At 39.4% G+C, this 16,815-nt stretch carries 17 protein-coding genes; 7 read left to right on the top strand and 10 right to left on the bottom strand.

Features of this window, described 5'->3' with window-relative positions; genetic code table 11:
* Positions 1-58 precede the first annotated feature (58 nt).
* Positions 59-193, top strand: a complete 135-nt coding sequence (gene mciZ, locus RGB74_RS08285; RefSeq protein WP_310762508.1) for a Z-ring formation inhibitor MciZ — start codon at positions 59-61, stop codon at positions 191-193.
* Between the two features lie 426 nt (positions 194-619).
* On the top strand, positions 620-1,534 hold the full coding sequence (locus RGB74_RS08280) for an aldo/keto reductase (protein ID WP_310762507.1): 915 nt from the start codon (positions 620-622) through the stop codon (positions 1,532-1,534).
* A 32-nt stretch (positions 1,535-1,566) separates the two neighbouring features.
* On the opposite strand, the gene RGB74_RS08275 is transcribed toward RGB74_RS08280, so the two are convergent.
* From RGB74_RS08275 to RGB74_RS08260, 4 genes are all read right to left on the bottom strand, one after another.
* On the bottom strand, positions 1,567-2,739 hold the full coding sequence (locus RGB74_RS08275) for a thiolase family protein (protein WP_396136034.1): 1,173 nt from the start codon (positions 2,737-2,739) through the stop codon (positions 1,567-1,569).
* A gap of 15 nt (positions 2,740-2,754) precedes the next feature.
* Entirely contained in the window at positions 2,755-3,408 is a 654-nt protein-coding gene (locus RGB74_RS08270; protein ID WP_310762505.1) for a CoA transferase subunit B, read from the bottom strand.
* A 15-nt stretch (positions 3,409-3,423) separates the two neighbouring features.
* A complete protein-coding gene (locus RGB74_RS08265) occupies positions 3,424-4,116 on the bottom strand; it encodes a CoA transferase subunit A (protein ID WP_310762504.1) in 693 nt (230 codons plus the stop codon).
* A gap of 431 nt (positions 4,117-4,547) precedes the next feature.
* A complete protein-coding gene (locus RGB74_RS08260; protein WP_310762503.1) occupies positions 4,548-5,747 on the bottom strand; it encodes an acetyl-CoA C-acetyltransferase in 1,200 nt (399 codons plus the stop codon).
* A gap of 145 nt (positions 5,748-5,892) precedes the next feature.
* On the opposite strand from RGB74_RS08260, the gene RGB74_RS08255 reads away from it, so the two are divergent.
* Entirely contained in the window at positions 5,893-6,798 is a 906-nt protein-coding gene (locus RGB74_RS08255; protein WP_310762502.1) for a hydroxymethylglutaryl-CoA lyase, read from the top strand.
* Between the two features lie 15 nt (positions 6,799-6,813).
* Here RGB74_RS08255 and RGB74_RS08250 read toward each other — a convergent pair whose 3' ends face one another.
* Together RGB74_RS08250 and RGB74_RS08245 are read right to left on the bottom strand one after the other, a co-directional pair.
* Positions 6,814-7,152, bottom strand: coding sequence for an iron-sulfur cluster biosynthesis family protein (locus RGB74_RS08250; RefSeq protein ID WP_310762501.1), 339 nt, complete (start codon positions 7,150-7,152; stop codon positions 6,814-6,816).
* 10 nt (positions 7,153-7,162) lie between these two features.
* On the bottom strand, positions 7,163-7,702 hold the full coding sequence (locus RGB74_RS08245) for a PadR family transcriptional regulator (protein ID WP_310762500.1): 540 nt from the start codon (positions 7,700-7,702) through the stop codon (positions 7,163-7,165).
* A gap of 160 nt (positions 7,703-7,862) precedes the next feature.
* Here RGB74_RS08245 and RGB74_RS08240 point away from each other — a divergent pair, with 160 nt between their 5' ends.
* Both RGB74_RS08240 and RGB74_RS08235 read left to right on the top strand, forming a co-directional pair.
* Positions 7,863-10,982, top strand: coding sequence for an efflux RND transporter permease subunit (locus tag RGB74_RS08240; protein WP_310762499.1), 3,120 nt, complete (start codon positions 7,863-7,865; stop codon positions 10,980-10,982).
* A gap of 187 nt (positions 10,983-11,169) precedes the next feature.
* On the top strand, positions 11,170-11,430 hold the full coding sequence (locus RGB74_RS08235) for an HPr family phosphocarrier protein (protein WP_310762498.1): 261 nt from the start codon (positions 11,170-11,172) through the stop codon (positions 11,428-11,430).
* Positions 11,431-11,433: 3 nt separating this feature from the next.
* Here the strand turns inward: RGB74_RS08235 and RGB74_RS08230 are convergent, their stop codons facing one another.
* Positions 11,434-12,087, bottom strand: coding sequence for a TVP38/TMEM64 family protein (locus tag RGB74_RS08230; protein WP_310762497.1), 654 nt, complete (start codon positions 12,085-12,087; stop codon positions 11,434-11,436).
* Positions 12,088-12,177: 90 nt separating this feature from the next.
* Here RGB74_RS08230 and RGB74_RS08225 point away from each other — a divergent pair, with 90 nt between their 5' ends.
* Positions 12,178-12,426, top strand: coding sequence for an HPr family phosphocarrier protein (locus RGB74_RS08225; protein ID WP_310762496.1), 249 nt, complete (start codon positions 12,178-12,180; stop codon positions 12,424-12,426).
* 110 nt (positions 12,427-12,536) lie between these two features.
* Here RGB74_RS08225 and RGB74_RS08220 read toward each other — a convergent pair whose 3' ends face one another.
* On the bottom strand, positions 12,537-13,928 hold the full coding sequence (locus RGB74_RS08220) for an N-acetylmuramoyl-L-alanine amidase (RefSeq protein ID WP_310762495.1): 1,392 nt from the start codon (positions 13,926-13,928) through the stop codon (positions 12,537-12,539).
* A gap of 139 nt (positions 13,929-14,067) precedes the next feature.
* Here RGB74_RS08220 and RGB74_RS08215 point away from each other — a divergent pair, with 139 nt between their 5' ends.
* Complete coding sequence (locus RGB74_RS08215) at positions 14,068-14,799, top strand: ZIP family metal transporter (protein ID WP_310762494.1); 732 nt, start codon at positions 14,068-14,070, stop codon at positions 14,797-14,799.
* 393 nt (positions 14,800-15,192) lie between these two features.
* Here RGB74_RS08215 and RGB74_RS08210 read toward each other — a convergent pair whose 3' ends face one another.
* Positions 15,193-15,534: a YolD-like family protein gene (locus RGB74_RS08210; RefSeq protein WP_310762493.1), complete on the bottom strand. Its 342-nt coding sequence runs from the start codon at positions 15,532-15,534 to the stop codon at positions 15,193-15,195.
* 12 nt (positions 15,535-15,546) lie between these two features.
* Positions 15,547-16,803, bottom strand: a complete 1,257-nt coding sequence (locus RGB74_RS08205) for a Y-family DNA polymerase (RefSeq protein WP_310762492.1) — start codon at positions 16,801-16,803, stop codon at positions 15,547-15,549.
* Between the last annotated feature and the right edge of the window lie 12 nt (positions 16,804-16,815).

Here is a 16,815-nt window from a genome sequence, read left to right as displayed (position 1 = left end):
TAAAGTCTATCATACTTTGGAAAACTTCCATTAATAGCAGTCAAGGGGGCAGAGATTGATGAAAATATATTTACAGCCAAAAGGAATTACCCTCGTCGGGAAAGCCTGGCAAATTAAATATATGCTCAAAAGCTATATGAAACAGCACGAACTCGTTTCAGACTGGATTCATGCGACTGCACCAAAAAAGTAACCTTCCATCAATCGGGAGGTTTTTATTTTTGCATTCTTGTGTGATACGTTATTTATAAGTAAAGGCTGTTTTCGTAACCATTGGCGCTCTTAGATGTAGTTGATTTTCGTTTTAGGTTGCTCGCTTTTCGAGGGGTGTAAGGTAAGCCACGGTGGAAGATGGATGAAGATCAGTATTCGAGGAAGCTTATGTGTTCCTGCGTCTGCAAGAAAAGCCTGCTCAAGCGAGCTTCCTCATCGTATGCCTTACGAGAAGAATCCTCAAGTGGCCGGAACACTTCTCCTAGCCTGAGTCTCGCACCTTGCACTCCAATCAACTTTTCAATGAAGTCTCTTTACAAAAGTGACCTAAAATTCAACAATCTTTTAGAAAACAGCCTAAGTAAATTAACTACAAGATACCCAAAAACAAGAGGTGAATTATCCAATGAACAAAAGAAAGATAGGTAAATCAGATCTCTATGCCAGCGAACTTGGACTAGGCTGCATGTCGCTTTCTCCTGATCTCGGAAATGAAAATGAAAAAATAGTAAAAACTGCACTTGATCATGGAATCAACTATTTTGATACGGCTGACCTTTACGGATTCGGCTGGAATGAGGAATTAATCGGGAAATTATTAAAAGATATAAGAAAAGACATCATTTTAGCTACAAAAGGCGGGAATGAATGGAATAAAGAAAAAGATAATTGGAAATGGAACCCTACAAAAAAATACATAAAATCTGCTTTGAAAGAAAGTCTTCTTCGCTTACAGACCGATTATATTGATTTGTATCAGCTACACGGCGGAACAGTAGATGATCCAATGGATGATACGATTGAAGCCTTCGAAGAACTTGTACAAGAAGGTCTTATCCGCTATTATGGCATCTCATCTATCCGTCCAAATACGATTCACTATTTTGCCGAGAACGCGAATATACAGAGTGTGATGATGCAATATAGTCTATTAGACCGCCGTCCGGAGGAACTGTTTACCTACTTGAAATCTAAAAATATCAGCGTAATTTCACGAGGGCCGGTTGCAAAAGGGTGGCTAAGCCAAAAAGGATATTCAAAAAAACCTGAAGATACGTATTTATCCTATAAGGGTGCTGATATACAAAATAAATTGACTGAAATCGAGAAAAATATTCGCCCTCATGAAAAGTTGACAAACACTTCACTGCAGTTTGTAATAAATCATTCTGTTGTGGCTGCGGCAATAGCAGGCGCAAGTACAACAGAACAGCTATTAGAAAATATTGAAGCCTTTAAACATGGTTCTTTAAATGAAAATGAACTGCACAAATTAGAGGAACTGTTTCCTGCAGAAGTTTATGAGACACATCGCATATAATTAAAAGAGTCCTGACCGGCGTCAGGACTCTTTTAGTTTACAAGTTTCAATACCATTGCGATTCCTTGACCGCCGCCGATACAAAGACTAGCTACTCCATATTTTTCATTTCTTCTTTTCATTTCATATGCTGTTGTTAAGACCAGCCTCGCTCCGCTCGCGCCGACTGGATGCCCTAACGCAATTGCACCCCCGTTAACATTTGCAAGGCTGCGATCGAGTTTAAGTTCTTTTTCTACGGCTAAATACTGAGCACTGAATGCTTCATTAATCTCGAATAAACCGATATCCTTTAATGAAAGCCCTGCTCTTTTTAGTGCTTGATTAATTGCTGGAACCGGTCCAATTCCCATAATGGATGGATCAACACCCGTAACAGACCAAGAGACAATTTCTACAAGAGGCTTCAAATCTTTTTTCCGAACGGTATTTTTATGAGCAAGAATCAAAGATACTGCTCCATCATTAATGGTAGAAGAGTTTCCTGCAGTGACCGTTCCGTCTTTCTGAAAGGTAGGTCTGAGCTGGCTTAGCTTTGAAACCGTTGTGTCTGATTTGATACCTTCATCTTCTGTTAGGGATTTTTCGCCTTTAAGCAGGACAGGAACAATCTCTTCGCTCAGCCTTCCTCTATCCAGAGCCTCCGCTGCTCTTTTATGACTTAAACTCGCATACTCGTCCTGCTCTTCTCTCGAGATTTGATATTGCTTAGCTAAATTTTCAGCTGTAATTCCCATTCCGTAACCTAAATACTCATCACTTAGTGTATTAAGCAGCATATCTTCAAAAGAAATCGCACCAAATTTTTGACTTTGAAAACGGTGTGAGAAGGTTGCATGCGGAGATTGAGACATATTTTCAATTCCCCCGCAAAGAGCAATTCCATCTTCAGAATCACGAAGGTTTTGCACAGCAGAAACAACTGCCTGCATCCCAGAGCCGCATAGTCTGTTCACAAGCAAAGCCGGAACCTCTGCGGGAATACCCGTCTTCAATGCCGTATGCCGGGCCACATAGGCTGCATTTTTACTGGAATGAATTACATTGCCGTACACCACATCCTGAATGTCTTCTGATGAAACGTTAGCACGTTTTATCGCTTCCAATGCTGATACTGTACCTAATTCCGTTGGCTGAATATCTTTTAAAGATTTCCCGAAAGAGCCAAAAGGTGTTCTTGCACCATCAATTAAATAAATACTCATATTCATTACACCCCATTAATAGGCGTTTAATTTAATATCTTCTGAGACTGTAAGTTTTGCTTCAGTCGAATTTAATACATCGTCTACTGTAAAGCCTTCTGCAACTTCTTTTAATACAAGGCCATTTTTAGAAACGTCCATTACTGCACGGTCTGTAATGATTCTTTCTACTACTCCTTTTCCTGTTAAAGGAAGCTGGCATTCCTTTAAAATTTTACTTTCACCTGCTTTATTGACATGCTCCATAATTACGATGATTTTTTTAGCACCATGTACAAGATCCATCGCACCGCCCATACCTTTAATCATCTTACCCGGAATCATCCAATTGGCTAAATCACCATTCTCTGAAACTTCCATGCCGCCTAAAATCGCAATATCGATATGTCCTCCGCGGATCATGGCAAAAGACTCAGAACTATCAAAATAAGAAGCCCCTTTTATGGCCGTTACTGTTTCTTTTCCCGCATTGATCAGATCTGGATCAACTTCACTTTCTGCTGGGTAAGGTCCGATTCCAAGCAAACCATTTTCAGATTGTAAAACAACCTCTTTATTATCAGTAATGAAATTGGCTACCATTGTCGGCATACCGATTCCTAAATTCACGTAAAATCCGGATTCTATCTCTTTTTCAGCACGTTTTGCAATTCTTTCTCTAATATTCATGACGTATTCCTCCCCTTACCCTTGTTTTACTGTTAGACGTTCAATACGTTTTTCTTGTGCACCAACAATCATTTTTTGAATATAAACACCAGGTGTATGGATGCAGTCCGGGTCTAGCTCTCCTATTTCAACTAATTCTTCTACTTCAACAATTGTTACTTTACCTGCTGCAGCGATCATCGGGCTAAAATTTCGTGCCGTTTTGTTATAAATCAAGTTTCCAGCTTTATCACCTTTAGCAGCGCGGATTAAGCTGAAATCAGCTACAATACCTTCTTCAAGCAAGTATTCTTTGCCATTGAAAGTTCGTGTTTCTTTTCCTTCAGCAATTGGTGTTCCGACTCCAGCTGGTGTATAAAATGCAGGTATTCCTGCTCCTCCCGCTCTGACTCGCTCAGCAAGCGTGCCCTGTGGAATGAGTTCAACCTCAATCTCGCCGGATAATACTTGTCTTTCAAACTCTTTATTTTCACCTACGTATGAACCAACCATTTTTTTAATCTGCTTGTTTTTCAGCAGTAAGCCAAGACCCCAATCGTCGACACCACAGTTGTTTGAGATCACTGTAAGGTCTTTTGTACCTTTTTCAACTAAAGCTAGTATTAAATTTTCCGGTATACCAACTAATCCAAATCCTCCGACGAGGAGTGTGGATCCATCTTTAATTTCTTCTACTGCTTTTAGTGCTGAGTCAAGTACTGGTTTCATGTTCTACCTCTCCTTTTATGGTGTTTGATAAGTGTCGAATCTCTTCGTTAATTTTGTTCTTCCGGTACTCATGCAGGAGTACTGCATTCCGTGCCTCAGTACTTCATTTCCTCGACCTTCTCGCTTCTAAAACACCATCTATTTGTTTGATAAGTGTCGAATCTCTTCGTCAATTTTGTTCTTCCGGTACTCATGCAGGAGTACTGCATTCCGTGCCTCAGTACTTCATTTCCTCGACCTTCTCGCTTCTAAAACACCATCTATTTGTTTGATAAGTGTCGAATCTCTTCGTCAATTTTGTTCTTCCGGTACTCATGCAGGAGTACTGCATTCCGTGCCTCAGTACTTCATTTCCTCGACCTTCTCGCTTCTAAAACACCATCTATTTGTTTGATAAGTATCGAATCTGATTGTCAAATCCGTTTCTTACTTCAATTTCCTTCGTTTTCAAAAATGGAGGCTACTCCCTGCCCGCCGCCAATACAAAGTGTTGCTAAGCCAAATTTGGAATTTCTTCTTTTCATCTCATGAAGCAATGTCACTACGATTCTTGCGCCGCTTGCACCAATAGGATGGCCAAGTGCAATCGCGCCGCCGTTTACATTTAATTTTTCTTTATCAAACCCCAGATCTTTTCCAACAGCGAGTGATTGACTTGCAAATGCTTCATTAGCCTCGATCAGATCCATGTCGTCCATTTTCATGTCTGTTTTGTTTAACACTTTCTTCACTGCTTCAACAGGACCAATCCCCATTACTTCTGGAGCAACTCCTGCACTAGCATTTGCTTTTACAACTGCTATCGGTGTTAAGCCCAACTCTTCTGCTTTCTTTCTGCTCATAACAACAAGTGCTGCTGCTCCGTCATTGATCCCTGATGCATTACCAGCTGTAACCATACCTTCTTTTTTGAATGCTGGTCTCAACTTGCCTAATTTTTCTGCTGATGTGCCAGCCTTTGGATACTCATCTTTATCGATAACGATACTGTCACCCTTGCGCTGCGGAATCTCTACTGGTGTAATTTCATCGTCAAATTTGCCTTGTTCTTGTGCTTCTGCACATTTCCGTTGGCTTTCTGCCGAAAAAGCATCTAATTCTTCACGTGTCAGTGCGTGTGTCTCACATAAGTTTTCAGCTGTAATTCCCATATGATAGTCGCCAAATGCACACCATAATCCATCCTGAATCATGGAATCTACCATTGGGGCATTACCCATTCGCAGCCCATCTCTTGCACCGTTTAAAAGATAAGGAGCCTGGCTCATATTTTCCATTCCGCCCGCAACAACAATATCAGCTTCTCCCAGCCAGACAGATTGACATGCAAGGTGAATTGCTTTTAAACCAGATCCACATACTTTGTTAATTGTCATACTGGAGACTTCATTTGGTAATCCAGCTTTAATTGCTGCCTGACGAGCAGGATTTTGTCCTAATCCAGCCTGCAAAACATTTCCCATAATGACTTCATCAACTGAATCATGAGGAATACCCGCTTTATTTAGAGCATCTTTAATTGCAATCGCTCCTAATTCTGTAGCTGCAACTGTTTTAAAGCTGCCCATGAAACTTCCGATCGGTGTTCTGATAGCGCTTACAATCACTGCATCTCTCTCTCTTGAAACCATTTGTTAGTCTCCTCCTTAAAATCTATATATAATTCAGAAAATTCCTTTTTATCATACCATAAGAAGTGAAATTTATTGCAACCTGTGCTTTTTTACAGTTAAATTAAATAATAGTAAACGCTTTCAAGGAGGGGTATTTTTTTATATGGAACTACCTGAAAGAGTCGCACTGATTGAAGTTGGTCCTCGTGATGGTCTGCAAAACGAGAAAAATTTTATTCCCACAAAAAATAAAATTGAATTTATTTCTCTTTTAAAAGATGCTGGTTTTCAGGAGATGGAACTGACTTCATTTGTATCACCCAAATGGGTTCCTCAAATGCAGGATGCTGGTGACGTAATCGAGAATTGCCTTGATGACTTGCGCAATTTTGTGCTTGCACCAAATCAAAAGGGTATTGATATGGCTGCTCAAGCCGGTATAAAGCATATTGCCGTTTTCGTCGGAGTCAGCAATTCCTTTAACAAAAAAAATATTAACAAAACGACTGAGGAAAGCATGAATGAACTGCGACCTCTCATCGAAGATTTAAAGCGAAAAGGGTATTTTATTAGAGCTTGCATATCAACTAGCTTTTATTGTCCTTTTGAAGGCAAAATCGATGAATATGAAGTTCTTAAAGTTTGTCAGGAATTCGAAGGAATGGGTGTGGACGAACTAAGTGTTGCAGATACAATCGGTATGGCAAACCCTAAAGAATGTTATGAGCTTTTCAGTTTATTAAAGCATCACCTGCGTGCTACTACATTAATTACAGCTCATTTTCATGATACGAGAGGAATGGCACTTGCTAATATTTTCGCAAGTATGCAAGCTGGAATCGACCGATTTGATACTTCAGCTGGAGGACTTGGAGGATGTCCATTTGCACCTGGTGCATCAGGAAACGTAGCTTCGGAGGATGTCGTTTATATGCTGGCTCAAATGGGAATATCAACAGGAATACAGCTTGATAAATTGCTAGAAGCTGCATCATACATCTCTCCCCTGCTCTCTAAACCAGTATCCAGTAAACAATTTAAATTACAGCAAAATGCTGTACAGAAATAAAAAAACACGGACTATTTATCGGTCCGTGTTTTTTGCTGTTTGATCATAAAATTTCATGGCTGGATTAAGCATTTCATTCGGGCTCTTCAAAGTAAAATGATTTCCTGCTGCTGTATCAATTGTCATTTCTTCATTAAAAAAGACTTCTGTATTATATTCCAAATATAGATCCAGGCTATTCGTTTGAATTTTTGTATCGGACTCTTCTATTTTATCAACTAGAACTAAGGCAGCAACTCCACTCACTACACACCCGCAGCCTTCAGTGTCATGCTTTAGCTTCAGATAACCTGTTTTTCCTTGCATTTTTTGCTGTAAACGAATCAATGCAGCATTTGTAAACGTAAGTTCCATTCTCGTTGTTTCATCCTTTCTTTTCTAACACTTTTATTGCCCAATCACACCAGGACAACCAGCTTTCCATATAACGTATTCCAAATTCACTTGTCAAATATTCTCCAAGTTCATTTTCCTTATAAATGCCTTCCGGAAAATTTTCTTCTTGCCACTTTTTCGTCATCATCAGTCCTATCTGATGGTGCTCCTTGCTTTTTTCTAGAAAAGCGATTGCCTGTTCAGATGGGATAAAATGAAACATCGATACTCTCAGCAATAGATCGTCTTTAAGTTTTGGAATATTTACAGGCTTATTCAGCATCCATTCCAGCAACTGCTCAAATCCCTTGTCTGTAATTGTATATATTTTTTTATCTGGAAAATCATTTTGTTGAATGGTCTTGGATTGAGCAAGTCTCTCTTCTTCCATTTTTAGCAGTTCTCTATATATTTGTGTATGGTGAGCTGTCCAAAAATGAGTAATGGTTTCTTTAAATTGCTGATTCAGTTCATAGCCCGTAGCTTCATTTTTCGCTAATAATCCTAACAGCGCATACCTTAACGCCATTTATTACCCTTCTTTCTCTTCTATTCATAGTCTGTTTGAATTGTAACATATTTTTCACAATTAAATGAGTCAAATGTCTTGCTATAAAACTGATACTATTATTATATTATAGTTATACATATGTGAAAATACACATATGAAATTTGGATAGGAGGCAACCATGAACTGGTTAACAAAATTCAGCCTGAAAAATCCTGTTGCTATTTTCATCTTTTCATTTTTGTTAGTAGTTGGAGGAGTTTATTCTTTTACAAACTTAAAGGTGGATTTATTGCCTAATGTCGAGTTTCCCCAATTAACCATTCAGACAGTTTATCCTGGGGCATCACCTGAAGATGTTAATAACCAAATCACCGACAAACTTGAAAAAGAGTTAAAACAAGTTGAAGGTGTAAAATCTGTAAAAAGCACTTCTCTTGAAAGTGTTTCGGTAATCAGCCTCGAATTTCCTTTTTCAGCAAACATGGATGATGTAGAAGATCAAGTAAATTCCATTATTCAAGATACAGAATTACCAGAGAACACAGAGCCCGAGATTAGCCGCTTTTCTTTCGGAACGATACCCATTTATAACATTTCGCTTTTTCCGGAAAAAGACGGAGAAGACATCCAATCCTTTGTAGGCAAAGAACTCGTTCCTGAACTAAAGAAAATTCAAGGTGTGAACAATGTATCCGTCGGCGGGGTTAAAGAATCATTTGTGTCTATTCAAATTGATCGCGAAAAGGCCCAGCAAGCTGGCATTTCCCTAAATACGATTAAAGAAGCAATTAATGGCAAGGATCTTTCTTTTCCTGCAGGAACAGTAACTGATGACACAATAACTGTACCGGTGCGTGTTGAAGAAGCAGTCGAAACCGTTTCTGAATTAAAAGAAATTTCTTTAACAAACAGCAGCCAGGCTCCCTCGAGTTCAAAGTCAGGGTCATCTTCTTCTGGACCTGGTTCACCGGGCAAATCTGGAGCTCCCGTTCAACAGCAAGCGGCTCCTGCGAATGGAATTAAACTCGGTGATATTGCCACGATTAAAGAATCAGAAGATGTAAATGAAATTACCCGTTTCAATCAAAAAGCTTCACTATCAATGGCAGTAACTAAAAAACAAGATGCCAATACGGTTGAAGTAGCCGAAAAAGTGATCCAAACGTTAAACAAAAGCAAATATGATGATAAGTTAAATTACGCAATAGGGTTCGGTCAGGCAGAGGGTATAAAAGATTCCGTAAATACGCTCGTTAAAGAAGGCTTGTTTGGTGCATTGTTCGCCTCACTAGCTGTCCTTATCTTTTTACGGAACTTCCGTGCTACCATTATTGCGATTATATCCATCCCTTTATCATTGCTAGTTTCAGCGATTTTCTTAGATCAATTAGATATTACGCTGAACATTATGACTCTCGGCGGAATGGCTGTAGCTGTGGGCCGTGTTGTAGATGATAGTATTGTTGTTATTGAAAACATCTTTAGACGGATCAGAAAATCAGACGGTGTTTATAACCAGGATGAATTAATAATTGATTCAACTAAGGAAATTTTAAAAGCAATCGTGTCCTCTACCATCACTACTGTTGTTGTATTTTTACCGCTGGGACTTGTTGGCGGGGTAACGGGTGAATTTTTCCTCCCGTTTGCCTTAACAGTCGTTTTTGCACTACTCGCTTCTTTACTTGTTGCTGTCACAATCGTGCCTATACTCGCCAAGTATGCCTTTAAAAAGGTTAAACCGGAAAATAACGACGGACCACTTCAACGCGGTTACGAAAAAATGATTAAGTCTTCTCTTAATCATAAATTCATCGTTCTGTTTACATCATTTGTTCTGCTTGGAGGCTCCTTCTTCCTTGCATCAAAACTAGGAATGGTCTTCCTTCCGAATGAAGAACAAAAAACATTAACAGTGAATATCGAATTACCAGCAAGCACAAACATAACGAAGACAAACGAAATCGCATTAGAGGTAGAGGATCTCCTTGCCGATCGCGATACTATAAAAGACGTTACAGCTGGAATAGGCTCACGTGATTTCCAAACCGGCCTGAAAAGACAAAACGTAGCTAATTACTTTATTAATCTCAAAAAAGGCACCAATGTTGAAAAAGAAATAAAAGAACTAGAATCCGGCATCAAAGAGATTACAAATGCTAAAGCAAAAGGTACAGTCATCAGCCTGCAAGAGCTTTCGAGCGGCGGTCCCCCTTCTAACAATGAAGTGAACATTGATCTGTATTCCAATGATTTAAATGCTCTTGATAAAGCGGCAGGCAAAGTTGAGACGTATATGAAAGGTCTCGATTCTATCAAATATGTATCAAATAACTTTAAAGATAAACAAAAACAATGGGCTGTCTCCATTGATACGAAAAAAGCTGGCGAGTTAGGAGTTTCAGGCTATGCGATACTCGGCGCTGTCTCTGATGCTACAAAGCCTGTTGATGTCGGGGAACTTAGACTCGATGGAAAAGAAAAGAGCGTCAAACTGGAGTATGATAAATCCGTTCAATCCCTGGATGAAATTAAAAATTTAACCATTTTTAGCAGTAAAGGGCCGATAAAGCTTTCTGAAGTGGCTGATGTAAGTGAAAAAGAAACATTTACAGGCATTCAAAAGCTGGACGGAAAAGTTTATGCTCAAGTTTCCGCACAAGTAAAAGGTGATAACGTTCAAAAAGTAACGAGTGACGTTATTAAAGGTGTAAATGATAAAGTTGATCTTCCTGCTGGTGTTTCCCTCGAAGGCGGTGGCGGAAGCGAAGATACAATGGACACTTTTTATGATTTAGGCCTTGCAATGCTTGTAGCGATCGGGCTCGTATATTTAACGATGCTTATAACGTTCGGACGTGCCCGTATTCCATTTATCATTTTATCTTCATTACTCTTTGTTCCTGTAGGTGCTATCGGTGGACTTTACGTCATTGGCGAGCCGCTTTCTGTAAGTGCTATGATCGGAGTATTGATGCTGATCGGAATCGTTACAACGAATGCGATTGTATTAGTCGACCGTATTGGACAAAATCGCGAATTAAAAGGTATGTCAGTTCGTGATGCGTTGCTAGAAGCAGGCAAGACTCGATTGCGTCCGATTTTAATGACAGCATTTGCTACAATTGCTGCTTTGATCCCGCTTGCTCTAACAACGTCATCAGGTACACTGATTTCTAAAGGATTGGCAATCGTTGTTATTGGAGGACTTACCACATCCACTCTTTTAACATTGATTATCGTCCCAGTACTTTATGAATTATTTTTTAGACGCCAAGCAAAACGAGAAAATAAATAATTTGCAGCAAATAAGAGGATGGCTCTAGTGAGTCATCCTCTTTTTCATACGTTTTTTTATTAATTCACTCTTTAATTCCTTCCATTTTCCTCTTCCCTATTAAATATTAGTACAATAGACCTGGTTTCGATTTAGTTTTCCATGGGAAATATATCTGAAATTCATTCATTTCAGGAGGCTATCAACCATGAAACAAATATGTTCAAAAAAAGTCAAAGTCAGCGCAAAATTCACTGTAAATAAAGCTCTTGAAATCATGCAGTTTATAAAAGATTTTAACAGTCAGCTATTTTTAAGCAAGAACGGCATGACAGTTCATGCAACAGGACTTTCTCAGCTTGTATCATTTTTTCTGACTTTAAAAGAAGGCGATTCCTTCCTATATATCATTGAAGGTGCAGATGCTGAATCAGCTATGGATAAAATGACGAATAAAATGGTTTATTAATAGTTATAAGCCGATTTTCGCCTTCATCTTCCTCTTAAACAGCATTGGTATTCCCACTAGAATAAAGAGCAAGGTTGTTCCGATCCACACCACTTCCTTGCTCCCAGCTGTCATTGATGTTCCGAGATACGTGTAGGCAAGCGTTCCAGGGATGATTCCAATCGCCGTAGCAGCCGCATAATCTTTAAATTTTATATTTGTGATTGAAGTTAAATAACTTACGAGATCATAATTAAGTACTGGAAGCAGTCTCAGCAGCAATACGTACCTAAACCCTTCATTTTCAATTTTACTGCGTATTTTCTCATATCGTTCATTCTTCCATTGTTTGCTTTTCTTAAAGCGCCCTAACCGATTAATAGCAAAGTATGTGATTAAACCTCCTCCAAGAGAACCGAGATATGTATATAGACATCCCCAATAAAACCCAAAAGAAAGCCCGCTCGTTATTGCAAATATGGATGACGGAAACAGTACAAACGGTCTAAGCGTATAAAGTACAATAAATAAAATCGGTGCCAGCAGTCCCCATGTCATAATCCAATCTCTAAAATCACTCGGACTGAATTGTTTATAGTTTCTTTGCAGCCAAAAAATTAATAAAAGTATTATTGTTGTACATAAAATAATAAACAGCCATTTTTTACTGATTTTCATAATACCTCCATGAAAAATCTATTTAGTATGCATTTTTCCTTCTTCTGCACATATCCATACATAATGTGAATGGCAAAGGAGGTATATATTGTGATTGTTAAAGCAACAGAGCCTATTTATGCAAAATCTGCTGCAAAACTAGTTGCAGTTACAGGAAGTTTCAAAGAGTCCGTTTATCTAAAAAAAGGTGACCGTACAGCTGATGGAAAAAGTTTTCTAGGCATTATAGCCCTATCCATCTACCCGGATGACCCAGTTGAAATCATTTGTGATCCACCTTCGATTCAACTTGAAGAAAAGTTGTTATCATCAGGACTTTTCAAGAGTTTTAATAGCTAGTTTATAATTTCATTCTGCAAAAAAATATACACCCGCTCAATTATAATATGCGGTTTCATTTTTTACTATTTTTTCCTTATTAGTTAAAAAAGCCGGTATCTTCCGGCTTCTTAAATTTCTTTTATTCGATTTTTAATGACTTCAATTCTTTGTTCAAGCGGTACTTTTGTATCTGCTAGCATTTTCCGATAAATATCCAATATCATCATGCTATAGTTTGTACCAGGTACGGCCCATGTCCCGTTTAATTGATTCCATGCTGCGGCACTTCCCCTTTGAATCAATTGAAACCTAGGATCGACTATTCGAAATTGTGCAGGGGCCGGTTCAAGTGAAGAGTATGCAAATAAATGCTGGATATGTGCAAGAACTCCTTCTTTTGGCGATTTAAATACGGCTGATTCACCCTTGCCAGTTGCTCCGATTCCCGCAAAATTGTTTTGAGAAGCCTTTACACTGCCTTGAAAACGAAAGTAGCCTGTCTCATGAACAGCCTGCGCATAAGCTGTATCTGCTCTAATTCCGTATACTTGTCCGATTTCAATATAATAATCTGCCAATGTAGGAGCATTCGGATTTACTTTTCTAACGAATCTCTCCATTTCATCTGCAGTGAGCAATGATTGTCCTCTTATCGTTAATCCTTTTGGCGGTTCGGGTATTCGTTCAGGTTTCGGGTCTGGCTTTGGCGGTTCGGGTACGGGATTTTGAGCCTCTTCACCCTTCACCATCACATAAGCATCTTTTATTCCTGACGACCTGATTCTCAGTACTTGGTCTTCTGCATTTTTCCGTCTTCCATAAGCACCTGTTTGCACTCTGTAATACGTTTTGCTTCCGATTTTCACCTTATCTATAAAAGCAGATATCTTTTTCTCTGCCAAGATTGAAACTCTGTCCTCTGCATTCTTTTTCTCTTCAAATGCCCCCACGATTACTGCATATAGAACCTTTGAAACCTCTGTTAGTGATAATGCTTTTGCTGTCCCAACGGCTATTGCTTTTGCTGCCTCATCTTGAAAATCCGATCTTTTTAATAGAGCCATATTCTGTTCATTATCGATAAACACTACTTCCAATAAAACAGCAGGCATTTTTGTTTCGCGCAGCACATGAAAATTTGCCTGCTTTTCCCCTCTGTTTCTAACCTTATATTTTTGCATAACTTTGGCTGTTTCTGCATGTATTGCGTTTTGGATTGCTTTTGTTTCGGAGCAGACACCATTATATACATAACTTTCGAAACCTTCTCCGCCGCCGCTGTTTTGGTGGATGGACAAATAGAAATCGGCTTTCTCTTTGTTTGCATAATCTGTTCGTACATCTAACGAAACGTCTGCATCTGAATTTCTCGTTAGCTGTACTGTTACTTCGTAGTTGTTCTTTAAATATGCCTCAATCTTCTTAGCTAGTTCAAGGTTGTATTTTTTTTCATAGTTGTCTTTATAAACCGCACCCGGGTCACCTCCTCCATGACCGGGATCAATTATTAAAAGCTTCAAAATATCACCTTCTTAAAATCCTTTTAAACGCTCTTAAAACGCGCTTACTTCTATTAAAATCGAAAAGAATGTATACTTAAAGAGCCAAATGATTATATTTACAAAAAATGGTTACAAAACTAAGGGTGTGTCCTATCAAATGGAAGCTGCATTAATCGGAAGTGTTTTATCTGCATTAGCAACCGGTCTCGGTGCTGTGCCCGTTCTTTTCTGGTCACATGTTACTCATCGGTTTCGTGATATATTACTTGCTCTCACAGCAGGTATTATGGTTGCTGCATCAACGTTCAGCTTAATACCCCAAGCCTTGAAATTATCAAATCTCTATGTACTTACGATCGGAATTTCGTTGGGTACTTTAACTTTAATGCTTTTAGAAAAATTTGTTCCGCATGTAGACTTGGATCATTCCAGAATTTTTAAAGGGATTGATTCAAAAGCTGCCTTAATAATTGCTGCAATCACGCTGCATAACTTGCCAGAAGGTCTTTCAGTCGGTGTCAGCTATGCAAGTAACAATACTGGCCTTGGCGGGTTGATCGCATTTGCGATAGGTCTTCAGAACGCACCTGAAGGACTGCTCGTAGCCCTCTTCTTAATTCATCAAAAAATGAATAGATTTAAAGCTTTCGTGATTGCTACATTAACAGGGGCAGTTGAAATCATTACCGCCATGCTAGGCTTCTTGCTGACTTCTTATGTTGAAAACCTTGTTCCATACGGATTATCTTTTGCCGCTGGCGCTATGCTTTTTATTGTGTATAAAGAACTTATTCCTGAAAGCCACGGTGACGGTCATGCGCGTTCAGCTACTATATCCTTTATTGCAGGACTCTTGATTATGATCTATTTAACTGAAATTTTCGGCTGATTGTTTGCAAAAAGAAGCGACTCTAAAGGAAAAATTCACTTTTCGAGTCGTTTTTTTTATTATTTTATAGCCTCTTTTTCCACTTTTGCTTCCGATTTTATAGAAAATACAGTACAGGACTGTTAGACAGTTCGCCCTATCCTAAAATTCTTGTTATTTTTACTCTTTTGAAGCTCTCGTTTTTAATTAATTCCACGGTAATGCGTAATTTATCCACGTTATTTTCGATAATTCCACGTTACTCACAATTACTCGATTTTCGACATAAAAATGACCCAAACGACTAAATGATTATCTTTTGGGTTATGAGGCTGTTTTCGTAACCTTTGTTATTCTTAGAAGTAGTTGATTTCCATTTCAGGCTACTTTCATTCCGCCGCGAAAACAGCCTCTTTATGGATGACTGATATCAATATCAATATCAATAATATCTGCCATGTTTAAAAGCTTAACCTCAGCTCTTTCATCCATAATGCGCAGCTGCTTTTTCAATTCATCTACATAGTGAACATGACCCGCGAGCTGTTTGATTTCCCCTTTTTGATAAAATGTAAACTTCAGCGGACTGCTATCCTCCATCGCCATACAGATTGTTTCATTAAATTCCTCATATTTTTGTTCATCGAGAACCGGCTTCTTTCCATAACTCAAGCCATTTTGATGCTCTCTCAGCATCTTCACATGTTCAGGCAGCATCATTGCCGTCCATTTAATTGTTCCTCTGTCGCGAATCATCGTGCTCCCTCCTTATGCCTTATGTCCGCCTAGAAGACGGCTTCTGTGCAGGGCAGTTCCGCCCTTCGTATAAGAAACTGCACGCAAGAGAGCATTGGAACCGTGTTTTTGCCGGATGGAATCCATTACATAACCTATTTTCCGCTTTTGAGGATGATCTAAAGAAAAAAGGGTCAATTGGGTTTCTGCATCCTCACAAACATTCGACAGAGCGATGGAAATCTTCCGTACCGTCTGTCCTTGGTAAAAAGTTTGAAACAAATCCAGGCAAACTTGGTAAAGTTCCATTGTAATATTTGACGGCTGATCAATCGTCTTAGAACGATGAAAACCGCCGCCTCCTTCATCCTTGCTGTATCCTACCCCCAGGCTGATCGTCCGCCCTGCCTTTTCTGCTCTTCTGGCGCGTCTTGCTACCTCCTCGCACATTTCCAGCATAACGTGCTTAATTTCTGTAATATCTGTATAGTCCCGCAGTAAAATCTGACTTTTTCCATAACTGATCTGCCCTTGCAAAATGGGAGCCCCTATTTCGGATAAATCTATTCCCCAAGCATGATAGTAAAGCTGGTTTCCCATAATGCCGAATTTTTTTTCTAAAAGCTCGAGCGGATAATGCGCCAAGTCGCCGACTGTCACAATCCCCATTCTGTTTAAAGTACGCTCAACCCGTGATCCGATTCCCCACATCTGACTAAGCGGAGAAAGCGGCCAAAGTTTGTTTCTCACATCCTCATATGTCCATTCCGCTACACCCTTTTTTTTAGCCTCTAAATCCAAGCATAGTTTAGAAAGCAGCATATTCGGTCCTATTCCGATCGCACAAGGCAACCCAAACTCCCTCCAAATATCTCTGCGTATTTTTTGAGCTAAATTCGCAGCACTTCCCCATAGTCTTTCTGTGCCATCTGCCTGAAGAAAACTCTCATCCACACTATATGTGTGAATGGATTCAGGAGGCACATAGCGATGCAGAAGCTTCGTAATTTCCATCGACCGCTCCAGAAAGAACGCCATCTGAGCGTTCACTACAACAATATTTTTGTTTTTAGGAATTTCAAACAAACGGTTTCCAGTCCGGATACCGAAATCTGCTTTTAGCTGAGGAGAAGCTGCAAGAACGACGCTGCCTTGCCTCTCAGTGTCCCCTACAACCGCCAAATAACAAGTGAGCGGATTTAAGCCTAGACGGACAGCAGCACAGCTGGCATAGAAACTTTTCATGTCCATGCACATAATCGTCCGTTTTGGGTATTCATCATAGTTCATTTGGCACAACCT

This window comes from Bacillus sp. NEB1478 (assembly GCF_031582965.1).
Taxonomy (GTDB): domain Bacteria; phylum Bacillota; class Bacilli; order Bacillales; family Fictibacillaceae; genus Fictibacillus.
The sequence above is the reverse complement of the archived record's forward strand: the minus strand, read 5'-3'. Positions and strand labels throughout refer to the sequence as shown.